The organism is Amycolatopsis sp. NBC_00355 (assembly GCF_036104975.1).
Lineage (GTDB): Bacteria > Actinomycetota > Actinomycetes > Mycobacteriales > Pseudonocardiaceae > Amycolatopsis.
This window is the reverse complement of the sequence record NZ_CP107982.1, coordinates 8,944,819-8,957,312: the sequence shown is the minus strand read 5'-3', so window position 1 is coordinate 8,957,312 and position 12,494 is coordinate 8,944,819. Positions and strand designations below refer to the sequence as shown.

General features: G+C 71.4%; 13 protein-coding genes. 4 read left to right on the top strand and 9 right to left on the bottom strand.

What is annotated here, in order from left to right; translation table 11 throughout:
- Positions 1-39 precede the first annotated feature (39 nt).
- From map to OHS18_RS41445, 3 genes are all read right to left on the bottom strand, one after another.
- On the bottom strand, positions 40-897 hold the full coding sequence (gene map, locus OHS18_RS41455) for a type I methionyl aminopeptidase (protein WP_328614469.1): 858 nt from the start codon (positions 895-897) through the stop codon (positions 40-42).
- A 23-nt stretch (positions 898-920) separates the two neighbouring features.
- On the bottom strand, positions 921-2,717 hold the full coding sequence (locus OHS18_RS41450; RefSeq protein WP_328614468.1) for a penicillin-binding transpeptidase domain-containing protein: 1,797 nt from the start codon (positions 2,715-2,717) through the stop codon (positions 921-923).
- A 61-nt stretch (positions 2,718-2,778) separates the two neighbouring features.
- The gene (locus OHS18_RS41445) at positions 2,779-3,633 is read right to left on the bottom strand and encodes a GNAT family N-acetyltransferase (RefSeq protein WP_328443179.1); all 855 of its coding nucleotides are present in this window, start codon (positions 3,631-3,633) and stop codon (positions 2,779-2,781) included.
- A gap of 100 nt (positions 3,634-3,733) precedes the next feature.
- On the opposite strand from OHS18_RS41445, the gene OHS18_RS41440 reads away from it, so the two are divergent.
- A complete protein-coding gene (locus tag OHS18_RS41440; protein ID WP_328614467.1) occupies positions 3,734-3,940 on the top strand; it encodes a DUF4177 domain-containing protein in 207 nt (68 codons plus the stop codon).
- A 576-nt stretch (positions 3,941-4,516) separates the two neighbouring features.
- Here the strand turns inward: OHS18_RS41440 and OHS18_RS41435 are convergent.
- The gene (locus OHS18_RS41435; RefSeq protein WP_328614466.1) at positions 4,517-4,909 is read right to left on the bottom strand and encodes a VOC family protein; all 393 of its coding nucleotides are present in this window, start codon (positions 4,907-4,909) and stop codon (positions 4,517-4,519) included.
- Positions 4,906-5,712, bottom strand: a complete 807-nt coding sequence (locus tag OHS18_RS41430) for a helix-turn-helix domain-containing protein (protein ID WP_328614465.1) — start codon at positions 5,710-5,712, stop codon at positions 4,906-4,908. The genes OHS18_RS41435 and OHS18_RS41430 overlap by 4 nt, the downstream gene beginning before the upstream one ends.
- Positions 5,713-5,795: 83 nt before the next feature.
- Between OHS18_RS41430 and OHS18_RS41425 the strand changes: the two genes are divergently transcribed.
- Positions 5,796-6,050: a hypothetical protein gene (locus OHS18_RS41425; protein ID WP_328443182.1), complete on the top strand. Its 255-nt coding sequence runs from the start codon at positions 5,796-5,798 to the stop codon at positions 6,048-6,050.
- A gap of 6 nt (positions 6,051-6,056) precedes the next feature.
- Here OHS18_RS41425 and ispG read toward each other — a convergent pair whose 3' ends face one another.
- From ispG to dxr, 3 genes are all read right to left on the bottom strand, one after another.
- Entirely contained in the window at positions 6,057-7,208 is a 1,152-nt protein-coding gene (gene ispG, locus OHS18_RS41420) for a flavodoxin-dependent (E)-4-hydroxy-3-methylbut-2-enyl-diphosphate synthase (RefSeq protein WP_328443183.1), read from the bottom strand.
- 118 nt (positions 7,209-7,326) lie between these two features.
- The gene (locus OHS18_RS41415; RefSeq protein WP_328443184.1) at positions 7,327-8,541 is read right to left on the bottom strand and encodes a M50 family metallopeptidase; all 1,215 of its coding nucleotides are present in this window, start codon (positions 8,539-8,541) and stop codon (positions 7,327-7,329) included.
- A gap of 3 nt (positions 8,542-8,544) precedes the next feature.
- Entirely contained in the window at positions 8,545-9,747 is a 1,203-nt protein-coding gene (gene dxr / locus OHS18_RS41410) for a 1-deoxy-D-xylulose-5-phosphate reductoisomerase (RefSeq protein ID WP_328614464.1), read from the bottom strand.
- 196 nt (positions 9,748-9,943) lie between these two features.
- Here dxr and OHS18_RS41405 point away from each other — a divergent pair, with 196 nt between their 5' ends.
- Both OHS18_RS41405 and OHS18_RS41400 read left to right on the top strand, forming a co-directional pair.
- Positions 9,944-10,198, top strand: a complete 255-nt coding sequence (locus OHS18_RS41405) for a DUF2631 domain-containing protein (RefSeq protein WP_247062457.1) — start codon at positions 9,944-9,946, stop codon at positions 10,196-10,198.
- Positions 10,199-10,224: 26 nt separating this feature from the next.
- Positions 10,225-10,887, top strand: coding sequence for a peptidylprolyl isomerase (locus OHS18_RS41400; RefSeq protein ID WP_328614463.1), 663 nt, complete (start codon positions 10,225-10,227; stop codon positions 10,885-10,887).
- A 446-nt stretch (positions 10,888-11,333) separates the two neighbouring features.
- Here the strand turns inward: OHS18_RS41400 and OHS18_RS41395 are convergent, their stop codons facing one another.
- Positions 11,334-11,966 carry a hypothetical protein gene (locus OHS18_RS41395; RefSeq protein WP_328614462.1) on the bottom strand — a complete coding sequence of 211 codons (633 nt, stop codon included), beginning with the start codon at positions 11,964-11,966 and terminating at the stop codon, positions 11,334-11,336.
- Between the last annotated feature and the right edge of the window lie 528 nt (positions 11,967-12,494).

Sequence of the window (12,494 nt, the reverse complement as noted above, 5' to 3'; positions counted from 1 at the left end):
GTTCAGGGCGGTTAGAACCGCCCTGAACACTCACGAGGGCTACGGCAGGGTCAGGATCTCGGCGCCGTCGGCGGTCACCACGAGGGTGTGCTCGAACTGGGCCGTCCACTTCTTGTCCTTCGTGGTGACGGTCCAGTCGTCGGACCAGATGTCGTAGTCGATGGTGCCGAGGGTGATCATCGGCTCGATCGTGAAGGTCATGCCCTCCTCGATCACCGTCTCCACCGTCGGCTCCTCGTAGTGCAGCACGGTCGGCGCGGTGTGGAACGACGGGCCGACGCCGTGGCCGGTGAAGTCGCGGACCACGCCGTAACCGAAGCGCTTGGCGTACGCCTCGATGACGCGGCCGATCACGTTCAGCCGGCGGCCCGGGCGGACCGCCTTGATCGAGCGCAGCGTCGCCTCGCGGGTGCGCTCCACCAGCAGGCGGACCTCCTCGGAGACGTCACCCGCCAGGAACGTCGCGTTCGTGTCGCCGTGCACGCCGCCGATGAAGGCGGTGACGTCGATGTTGCAGATGTCGCCGTCCTCGAGCACCGTCGAGTCCGGGATGCCGTGGCAGATGACCTCGTTGAGCGAGGTGCAGCACGACTTCGGGAAGCCGCGGTAGCCCAGCGTCGACGGGTAGGCGTGGTGGTCGAGCAGGTACTCGTGGACGACCTTGTCGATGTCGTCGGTGGTCGCGCCCGGCTTGACGGCCTTGCCGCCCTCCTCCAGGGCCTGCGCCGCGATCCGGCTCGCGACGCGCATCGCCTCGATCACCTCGGGCGTGCGCACGCCGTTGCCGGTGTCCCGCTTCGGCGCCGGCTTGTCCACGTACTCGGGACGGGCGATGGAACTGGGGACGTCACGGCGCGGCGTCTGGACGCCGGGCACCAGCGGGGCACGAACGGACATGCCTCCACCTTACGACGCACCGCTCAGCCGATCGCCGCCAGGAACCGGTGTGCGGCCTGAACCGCCGGTTTGGAGGAGCCCGCCTCGGTCAGCAGCACCGCGAACGCCAGGTCGCCGCGGTAGCCGACGAACCAGCCGTGGGAGCGGGAGCCGTCGCCGAACTGGGCCGTGCCGGTCTTGCCGGCGACGTCGGGGATGTCCCGCAGCCCGGTCGCGGTCCCCGACGTGACGACCTCGCGCATCATCCCGCGCAGCGCCCCGAGCACGTCGTCCGACGGCGCGTCGCCGGTGCCCTGCACGGTCGCCGGGCGCCCCTTCACCAGCGACGGCGTCGGCACCTTCCCGGCCTGCACGGTCGCCGCGACCAGGGCCATCCCGAACGGGCTGGTCACCACCGTCCCCTGGCCGAAGCCGTTTTCCGCGCGCTGGACGGCGGAGTCGGTGGCCGGGACCGCGCCGGTGACCGTGGTCAGGCCCGGGACGACGAAGTCCGCGCCGATGCCGAACGACTTGGCCGTGTCGGTCAGCGCCGCCCCCGGCAGCCCGGCCGCGAGCCGGGCGAAGGTGGTGTTGCACGACTTCGCGAACGCCGTCTTCAACGAGACCCGGCCCAGGTCGAAGCGGCCTTCGTTCGGCACGACGCGGTTCTCGATCGTCGTGGTGCCGGGGCAGTCGACCGGGCTGTCGGCCTCGACGTCGCCGTCCGCCAGGGCGGCCGCCGCGGTGACGATCTTGAACGTCGAACCCGGCGGGAACCGCCCGGCCAGCGCCAGCGAACCTTCGGCGTCGGCCGCCTCGTTCTGCGCCACGGCCAGGATGTCGCCGCTCGATGGCTGGATGGCCACCAGCGCGGCCGGGTATTCGGCCGGCGCGAGGGCCTTCTCGGCGGCGTCCTGGATCCGCGCGCTGAGCGTGCTGGTGATCGCGGGCCCGGGCTTCGGCGGTTCGGCCTGCAGCTCGGACACCTCGCCGCCGGTGACGTCCTGGGTGACGATCCGCCAGCCCGCCGCCCCGGCCAGGTCCTGCTCGACCAGCGCGCGGATGGCCGGCAGCACCTGCGTCCCGGACCCGCGCGTCACCGGCAGCAGCCGTTCCTGGGCGGCGAACCGGACGCCGGGCAGGTCGTAGATCACCGGCTTGACCCGCTGGTAGTCGCCGGCGCGCAGGGTGATCACCGGGAACGTGGCGCCGGGTTTGGTCTTGCCCATGCCGTCCAGCAGCGAGCGGCCCGTCACCGACGGCTCGTACCGGTGCAGCGCGGCGGCGAGCGACTTGGCCACCGCGCCCGCGTCGCCGGTCTTCGCCGGGTCGACGACCACGCCGATCACGGTCTGCGGGCGCATCAGCGGCACGCCGTCGCGGTCGAGGACCGGCGCCATCTCCGGCAGCTGCGGCAGCACGCCGAGGGTCTGGCCGACCGCGAGCTGCGGGTGCACGACCGTCGGCTGCCAGTGCACCTGCCAGCCGTTCTCGGCCGCGCGCAGCTGGGCGTCGGCGCGGTAGGACCAGGTGCGCCCGTGCGGGAGGTGCCAGGTGAGCTGGTAGCCGGCCGTGACGGTGTCGCCGTCCGCCGGCTCCTTCACCTCTTCGTCCTCGACGTCCAGGGACTCCGGGTCGAGAGCGCCGCGGACCTGCGTCAGCACGGTCTTCGCCGCGTCCGGCGAGTCGGTGTTGGCCGCGGCGGCGGCGATGTCCCCGGACGCGACGGCGTCCAGGAACGCGGAGAGGGCGTCCTCGGGGCCGCCGCCCGAACAGCCGGCCGCGGTCGAGGCGGCGAGCAGCAGCACCGCGAGGGCGGCACCGCTTCGACGTGCACTCATGGCGGGATGATGCCCTGGTCAGGGGCGCGCGGCGGGGGTGAAACGCCGCCACGGAAGAGTGCTAGAACAGCACCGTCGCGTACTGGCCGACCTGCTGGAAGCCGATCTTGCGGTAGGCCGCGAGGGCGGGTTTGTTGTAGCCGTTGACGTAGAGGCTCGCGGTGCGGCCGAGGCCGCGGACGAGCCGGTTCACCACGGCGGCCGTGCCCGCGGTGCCGAGACCGCCGCCGCGGCGGTCGGGGTGCACCCAGACGCCCTGGATCTGGCCGACGGACGCCGACATCGCGCCGATCTCCGCCTTGAACACGACCTCGCCGTGCTCGAACCGGGCGAACGCGCGCCCGGCGGCGATCAGTTCGGTGACGCGGGCGCGGTAGCTGGCGCCGCCGTCACCGCTGCGCGGGTCGACGCCGACCTCTTCGATGAACATCGCGACGGCCGCGGGCAGGTAGCGCTCGAGCTCGTCCGGACGGACCGGCCGGACCGCCGGGTCCGCCTTGATGATCGGCAGCGTGTCGAGCGCCATCAACGGCTGGTCGTCGCGCACTTCGCGGGCCGGACCCCACTCGTCGGAGAGTTCGTCCCACAACCCGAGCACCTGCTCGGCCGGGCCGACCAGCGACGAGCACGTCCGCTGCCGGCGCAGCGCGCGATCGGCGAAGGAGCGCAACGCGGGCGCGTTGCCGCGCAGGGGGATCAGGTTGGGGCCGGAGAAGCACAGCCCTTGGAGCCGCCCGGCGCGGACCGGGCGGGCGTCGGCCGCCCAGAGCTCGCCACCGAGCCGCCAGGGATCGAGGCCCGCGGCCTCCACCCTGGCACTGACCATGCAGCTGCCCACCGGGTCGGCGGCGAGCGCGGCACGGACCGCCGGATAGTCCCGATCATCGAGCAGCCGTGCACCTGCAAGCCGCAACACGGGGTCCAGGGTGCCAGATGAACAGCCGAAACGGAACGCGAGCCTCCCGACACGCTCAGATGAACAGCCGGTGTCCGGCGAACCGGGCAGAATCGAAGACATGCAGCGCTACGCGTACAAGGTCGTCGAGGTCCGCGAGAAGCTCCTGGGCGGCAAGATGTCCGGGGACAAACTCGAGAAGCTGCTCAACGACCACGCCGCGGACGGGTGGCAGCTCAAGGCCATCACGTCGGCCGAGGTCAAGGGCCGGGTCGGCCCCGGCGGGGTGGAAGGCCTGCTGGTCACCTTCGAGCGGCCCGTCCAGTAGGCGGTGGGGTGCGGGCGCGGCCAGCGCGGCCGCGCCCGATCGGCGCGCTGCGGGTTAGGCCCGGTAGGCCGGGTTCGATCGGCCGCCGCGGGGGCGGCCGAAGCAGCCGCGCCCGACCGGCCCGCCGCAGATCCAGGCCCGGTAGGCCGGGTCAACCGACTACCACAGGCGCGGCCAAAGCGCCCCAATCGCCCCGCCGCGGATCGGGCCCGGTGGGCCGGGTTCGACCGGCCGCCGTGGGCGCGGCCGGGTTCGGCCAGGCCGCCATGGCGGGGCCAGGGGATTCAGCCGACCGTCACGAGCGCGGCCGGGTTCAGCCGACCGCCGCGGGCGCACGGGTGGTTTGCCGGCGCCGACACTCGGCGGCGAAGGTGGCGAGCCACCCGGGCAGGCCGTCGCTTCCGGCAGCGGCAACTTTTGCCGGTGCGAACCGAGGATTCGACCCGGCCATGGCCTGCCGCGAGCGCGGAACCGGCCGAAGCGAGGCACCCGGGCAGCCGTCCGCCGTCGACCCGGGCGGTCGCGCCGCCACCGGGTCGGTCACGGCGCGCCCGATCCCCTCGCCACCGGGGTCGGTCAGGGTGCGCCGCGGTAGGTGCCGAACGTCCAGGCGTTGCCCTCCGGGTCGCGCAGGCTGAACGTGTGCGAGCCGTAGTCCGTGTCGGTCAGCTCGGCCGTGATCTCGGCGCCGGCGGCCTTCGCCTTCGCGTGGACGTCGTCCACGTGGTCCGACACGACGTACACCGCGCCGGTGCCGGGCTTCATCGCGTCGTGGACGCCGTCGGGCGGCCGGACGCTGCCCAGCATCACGGCGCCGCCTTCGGGCCAGCGCAGCTCGGCGTGGGCGACGAGGTCGCCGTCGGGGACCACCAGCGTCTCGGTGAAGCCCAGGACGTCGACGAGGAAACGGACCGCGGCCGGGGCGTCGTCGTAACGCAGGGCCGGCCAGACGTTCGGTGCAGGAGTCATACCGGTGAGTTTTGCCCGGCGGCGACCTCCCCGTCTTGGAGGAACGGGAGCTCCTCGGCGATCCACGTGCCCGGGGTGCACCCGGCCAGCGCCCGCCACTCGTTGCTCAGGTGCGCCTGGTCGTAGAAGCCGCACTCGACGGCGAGCGCGGCCAGGTCGCAGTGGCCATCACGCAACAGCCTCCCGGCTCGCTCGAACCGCAGCACGCGCGCCGCCTGCTTCGGCGCCAGGCCCAGCTCCGCCCGGAAGCGCTCGCCCAGGTGCCGCCGGCTCCAGCCGACCTCGCCGGCGAGGTCCGCGACACGCACCTGCCCGTCGGCGCCGCGCATCCGGCGCCACGCCTCCCCCAGCTCGGGAGGCGGCCGCCGCGGGTCCACCGCCCGCGCCGCCAGGACGTCGTCGAGCAGGGAGAACCGCTCGGGCCACGTCGGCCGCTCCCGCAGCCGCTCCGACAGGTCGCCGAGGCCGAACTCGGCCAGGTCCACGACGTCACCGCTCAGCTCGGCCGCGGTCACGCCGAGCAGCGTGCGCACGCCCAGCGGGTCGAGCTCGAGCTGGAGGCCTTCCTGAATGCGGTCCTGCTCGATCAGCACCGCGCTCGTGTGCAGCCCGCCGACCAGGGCCTGCAGGGAGTGCCCGGCCATCCGGACCGGCCCGGCCAGGCTGATGACGAGCGTCACGTACCGGGACGGCAGCCCGCGGTGCACGGCCAGCGTCACATCGTCCTGCGCGTACCCGATGTAGCGCGTGACCAGGGGCCGCACCGCCGGGTGCGGCTCGCCGACGGCCCAGCCCACGCTCACGAATGCCAGCGTAAACGTCACCACCGACAGTTCCGGTTTCTGCTAACACGGAAGGTGCGTCCCCACCGCGGAAGGAACCACCGATGACGATCCAGGAGCAGGCGCAGCAGCTGGAGCTGCTCGCCGACCAAGTGCCCACCGGCATCGCGCTCGCGACGAAGAGCGACCTCGAAGACCTGCAGGCCCAGGTCATGGGCCTACTCGGGGAGACGTCGAGCGCGACCGCGATCCAGGGCTCGATCCAGCTCGCGTCACAGCAGATCGACGAAGTCGCGGCCGCGCTGGAGAACGTCCGGCTGCAGATCCGCGACGCCGCCCAGCACCACCTGCAAGGGTGAGCGCCCTCAGCCGGCGGTGACGACCGGCGCGCCCTCGCCGAGGCCTTCGCCCGCCTCTTCGGCGATGCGCATGGCCTCCTCGATCAGGGTCTCGACGATCGCGTGCTCCGGCACCGTCTTGATGACCTCGCCCTTGACGAAGATCTGGCCCTTGCCGTTGCCCGACGCGACGCCGAGGTCGGCCTCGCGGGCCTCGCCCGGGCCGTTGACGACGCAGCCCATGACGGCCACCCGCAGCGGGATCTCCATGCCCTCGAGCCCGGCGGTGACCTGCTCGGCGAGCGTGTAGACGTCGACCTGCGCGCGCCCGCACGAGGGGCACGACACGATCTCCAGCTTGCGCTGCTTGAGGTTCAGCGACTGCAGGATCTGGATGCCGACCTTGACCTCTTCGACCGGCGGCGCGGACAGCGACACCCGGATCGTGTCGCCGATCCCCTGCCGCAGCAGCGCGCCGAACGCGACGGCCGACTTGATGGTGCCCTGGAACGCCGGGCCGGCCTCGGTGACGCCGAGGTGCAGCGGGTAGTCGCACTGCTCGGCGAGCAGCTCGTAGGCGCGGACCATGACCACCGGGTCGTTGTGCTTGACCGAGATCTTGATGTCGTGGAAGTCGTGCTCGGCGAACAGCGACGCCTCCCACAGCGCCGACTCGGCCAGCGCTTCCGGGGTCGCCTTGCCGTACTTGTCCATGATCCGCTTGTCGAGCGAGCCGGCGTTGACGCCGATCCGGATCGGCGTGCCGTGGTCCTTCGCGGCGTGCGCGATCTCCTTGACCTGGTCGTCGAACTTCCGGATGTTGCCCGGGTTCACGCGGACCGCGGCGCAGCCGGCCTCGATCGCGGCGAAGACGTACTTCGGCTGGAAGTGGATGTCGGCGATCACCGGGATCTGCGACTTCTTCGCGATCGCGGGCAGCGCCTCGGCGTCGTCGGCCGAGGGGCAGGCGACGCGGACGATGTCGCACCCCGCCGCCGTGAGCTCGGCGATCTGCTGCAGGGTCGCGTTGACGTCGGAGGTGAGCGTCGTCGTCATCGACTGGACGGAGATCGGGAAGTCGCTCCCGACACCGACCGAGCCCACCTGGAGCTGGCGGGTCTTGCGGCGCTCGGAGAGGACGGGCGGGGGCAGGGCGGGCATACCGAGTGCGACGGTCACGACTTCCAGCGTACCTACCCCGAGTGGGCGCCCTACACCAAGTCAGCCGTCACGGTGAGCAGTATTACGGCGTGTGCCGAACGCCACGGAGGAGCCGGAACCCCTCCGTGGCGTGGCGTTACTGCAAGCGAATCGGATTGACGATGTCGGCCGTCACCGTGAGTAGGGTCACCGCACCGCCGATGAGCACCAGGACCATCGTGAGCCCGGACAGCTTCGTGTAGTCCACCGGACCACCGGCCGCCTTGCCCCGCAGGCCGCGGATCCAGTCGCGGACCCGCTCGTACCAGACCACCGCGATGTGCCCGCCGTCGAGCGGGAGCAGCGGCAGCAGGTTGAACACGCCGATGAAGAAGTTCAGGCTGGCCAGCAGGAAGAAGAACAGCACCCAGATGCCCTGCTCGACCGCCTCGCCGCCGATCCGGCTCGCGCCGACGACGCTGACCGGGGTGTTCGGGTCCCGTTCGCCGCCGAAGATCGCGGAGACCACGGCGGGGATGCGCTCGGGGAACTGCACGAGCCGCTGCGCCGTCTCGGCGAACATCGTGCCGGTGAAGCTGAAGGTGGCGCCGACCGCGGCGACCGGGCCGTACTGCGTGGTGATCGCGGGTGTCACCGGCGACGCGCCGATCATGCCGACCTCACGGACGCCCGCGCTGCTCCACCGCTGCACCTTCGGCACGTCGACGACGAGCGAGAGGTTCTGCCCGTTGCGGACCACGTCGAACTCGGTCGGGCCGCTGGTGGCCTGCACGGCCGCGAGCATCTCCGTCCAACTCGCCACCGGCTTGCCGCCGACCGAGAGGACCTTGTCCCCGGCCTGAAGGCCCGCGGTCTTCGCCGGCGTCAGGGCGCCCGGCGGGCAGCTGGTGTCCTTGGCCTGCTCCTCGGTCGTCGCCGACCGCGCGCAGGACGTCGTCGCCAGCACCGGCGAGGGGTCGGCGGGGGTCAGGTTCGGCAGGCCCATCGTGACGGCCATCAGGTAGAGCACCACGAAGCCGAGGATGAAGTGCGTGATCGACCCGGCGCTCATCACGACGGTGCGCTTCCAGGTCTTGAACCGCCACATCGCGCGCGGCGCCTCGTCCGGCGTGACCTCGTCGAGCGCCGTCATGCCCGCGATGTCGCAGAACCCGCCGAGCGGGATCCACTTCAGGCCGTATTCGGTCTCCCCGCGGCGCCAGGAGAACACCGTGGGCCCGAAGCCCACGAAGTACCGCCGGACCTTCATGCCGAAGGCCTTCGCGGTGACCATGTGACCGGCTTCGTGCAACGCGACGGAGACGCAGATCCCCAGCGCGAAGAGCACCACACCGATGATGTAGGCGAGCACCCGCTACTTCCCCTCGATGATCGAACCGGCCCGGGCGCGAGCCCAGCGCTCGGCCGCGAGAACGTCCTCGACGTCGCGAGGTTCGCGACGCCATTCGTCGGCGGCTCCCACCACCTCGGAAACAGTGTCCACTATCGACGTGAAGCGGGTGTTCTGCGCCAGGAAGGCGGCGACGAGCTCCTCGTTCGCGGCGTTGTAGACCGCGGGCAGGCAGCCGCCCACCGTGCCGCAGTGCCGGGCCAGCTCGACGGCCGGGAAGGCCTCGTTGTCCAGCGGCTCGAAAGTCCAGGTCGCGGCCTTGTCCCAGGCGCACGCGGCGGCGGCGCCGGGCACCCGGTCGGGCCAGTGCAGCGCGAGCGCGATCGGCAGCCGCATGTCGGGCGGGCTGGCCTGGGCGATCGTCGAGCCGTCGGTGAAAGTCACCATGGAGTGCACGATCGACTGCGGGTGCACGGTGACGTCGATCTTCTCCGGCGCGATGTCGAACAGCAGCGCGGCTTCGATCAGCTCGAGGCCCTTGTTGACCAGGGTGGCCGAGTTGATGGTGATCAACGGGCCCATCGACCAGGTCGGGTGCGCCATGGCCTGCTCGACGGTGACGTCGGCCAGCTCGGCCCGCTTGCGGCCGCGGAACGGCCCCCCGGACGCGGTGAGCACGAGCCGGGCGACCTCGCTCTGCCGACCGGCGCGCAGGGCCTGCGCGATCGCGGAGTGCTCGGAGTCGACGGGCACGAGCTGCCCGGGCTTGGCCGCGGCGAGCACGAGCGGCCCGCCGGCGATCAGCGACTCCTTGTTGGCCAAGGCGAGGGTGGCGCCGGTGGCCAGCGCCCGCAGCGTCGGCTCGAGGCCGCGCGAGCCGGGCAGCGCGTTGAGGACGGTGTCGACCTTCACGGCGTCGATCAGCTCGGTGACCGCGTCCGAGCCCGCGAAGAGCCGCGGGAGCTTGAAGTCGCCCTGGGAGTAGCCGCGCTTCTGCGCTTCGGCGTACAGCGCGAGCTGCAGGTCTTCGGCGGCCGTGGCCCTGGTCACGGCGACGGCCTCGACGCCGTGCGCGAGCGCCTGCGCGGCGAGGGCCGCCGGATCGGCGCCGCCCGCGGCGATCCCGGCCACCCGGAACAGGTGCGGGTTGCGCGCCGCGACGTCGAGGGCCTGCACTCCGATGGACCCGGTCGAGCCGAGCACGAGGACGCTTCGCGAGGTAGTCATCGCGGGCCATTGTCGCGCGGGCCGTGTCCGCGGCGCACGCGGAGGTTCCCTCGCCGGACGGGCCCCGGCCGCCCGGAAGCCCGCCGCGATCGCCCGTGACCGGGAGACGCAAGCCACGCGGGCCGTGTCCGCGGCGCACGCGCAGGTGTGGGATCATCGCCGGGTACGTGGTTCATGGGTCTTGAGGGAGTTCATCGTGGCAGGCAAGGCGGTCGAGAAGCGGCCCGAGGTCGACCCCCGCGACGAGCCGTCCGCGGCCTGGGGCTGGCACGGCTCCTTCCCGAAGGGCACCCGGATCGCCGGCTGGGTCAGCGCGGTCATCCTGCTCGTGATGATCAAGGGCAACCACGAGAACAACACCGAGAACGTCTGGCTGGTCGGCCTGGCCGCGTTCCTGGTCCTGCTGCTGGTGCTCGACATCCGCAAGCGCCGCACGGCCTGGCGCAAGTAGTTGGTGACCCGCTAACCTCCCGGCCCATGAAGTTGCGCTGGGGTTTGGCTCTCGTCGGTGTCCTGGGTGCCCTGCTGGTGGCCCCGGCCGTCCCGGCTTCGGCATCGTCGATCGTGGTCCCGTGCCAGTTCACGCCGACGCCCGCGAACCCGGCCGCCCGTCCGGTGGTCCGTCCGTTGCCGTTCGCACTGACTCGCGGGACCGTGGACGTCACGTTCCGCTTCAACTACGGCCCGGTGACGGTGCGCTTGGACCGCGCGGGTGCGGCCCCGTGCGCGGTGCACAACATGGCATCCCTGGTCTTGCAGCGGTTCTACGACCACTCCCAGTGCTGGCGGCTGTCGAACTCAGCCCGGCTGGGCGTCCTGCAGTGCGGCGACATCTACGAAGTCGAAAAGGGCGGCCCGGGGTACAAGTTCCCGGACGAGGTGTCGGGCGCGGAGACGTACCCGCGCGGGACGATCGCCATGGGGAACCAGGGCCCGGGGACCAACGGGTCGGAGTTCTTCATCGTGCATTCGTTCGCGAACATCCCGGCGAACTACTCGGTCATGGGGCGCGTGGTGAGCGGGATGTCGGCGATCGACCACATGGTCGCGGACGGCATCATCCCGACCGATCCGAACGGGCCGCTGGACGGCGCACCGGCCAAGCCGGTGAAGATCCAGCGCGCTTCACTGGGCCGGTAGGTCGACGCAGTCATCCGCCGTCGGCGAGTTCTTTCATGAGCGCACCCAGTTCTTCGGTTGCGGCAACGCAGGATCGCTGAGACGTTTTCTTGATCCGAGTCAATGCCTCGACGTCTTGCGGATCGGCGTCCCGCAAGCCCGATCGCACAAAGTTCGGAGCCAGGGTCCAATGTCGCGCAACCGTGTCCAAGCGCCATTCAAAAGACCCTCCGAACCCCGCTACAACCCCGTTCAACCGATCACCAAGGCCAGCAGGTGGATCGCCGTACCTCCAGACCACGAACGGTGGCCGGACGAAGCCGTCCACAGGGTCAACGCCCACGGAGATCCGCGCCCAGGCAACCGCCCCGCGAGCCGAAAGTGTTTCCAGGATCGAACTCGAATCAATCATGAGAACGGCCCCGCGAATCCCGGGCTTCCCCACCGCAAGCCGTCATTAAGAGACTTCATTTCCGCACATAGTCTCCCCACGGAATCGCGTTCATGCTCAGACGCGGGTCGTAAGCATACTTACCGTCAGCGTACACATGGTGGAAATTATTCGAGCAGGTTTTCCGATATCTCGGAGCAGTCGAACCCGCAGACGTTGATCGGCTGCTGTTTCCCGTTCTCCGGGTCCCGCCGTTGAAGTCGTCCCGCAGGACACCGCCGCCACAGTCGTCCCAGACCGAAGCCTGAGCCGGCAGCAACGGGAACGGGACCGGCGGGTCGACGTCGTGGACCACCGGGTTCTTCGGGTCCAGGATCTGGTTGAGGAAGCCCTGGTAGATGTTGACCAGGTCCTGCAGGCCGCCGAGGAGGCCTGCAGCCATGCTCGCCGGCAGGTTGAGGTCCGACGGGACGCCTCCCCCACCGAAGTACGGGTTCTGGGCGCCGTCCGGGATGGGTCGGCGACATTGCGGGCCTTCTCGTTCTGGTCGATCCGTGCCTGGATGCCCGGCGGCGGGGGCGGAGGCCACCAACGGCCCCCGGGAGGTGGCGGCGCACACACCCCGCAAGCGCCGGGCCCGGGTGGGTTTCCGGGTTGCGTTGCGCGCCGTGTAGCCGTACTCGTACTTGTTGCCGCCGGCGTCGACCATCCACGTCCGGTTGCCGAAGCCGTCGTAGCCGGTGAGCGTCTGCGCGGTGTGCGTGACACCGGTGACGGAGTTGACCGCACCGGGGCCCGTGGCCGCGGCCCGGGTCGACGACCTTCGCCAAGTCGCCGTTGCGGAAGTAGGAGTAACTCGTGACGCCGTCGCGCGGGTCGGCCGTCTGCAGGAGCAGACCGGCCGGGACGTTGCCGCCGCCCACCGCCGCTTCGGTTCCGTCCGCGTGCTGGTGGCGGGTGACCGCGCCGTCGGGGGTGGTCTCCGTCAGCGGCAGAGCGCGGACGCCTACGTCCGTGCAGGTGTACGTCGCGCCAGGCGCGACGCGGCACGTCTTGCGCGCGACGACGTTGCCGCACGGTGCCGACGGATCACAGGTGGGGTTGTCCGGAGGCAGCGGGTTGCCGCCGCTGTCCCGCCGGCCTTCCGGGCGGATGCCCTGCCCCAACGGCGCGACGTACCGCAGGATCCGGCCTCGTACCGGGTCGTAGTCGTAGAAGTGCGGCCGGTTCCCGGGGT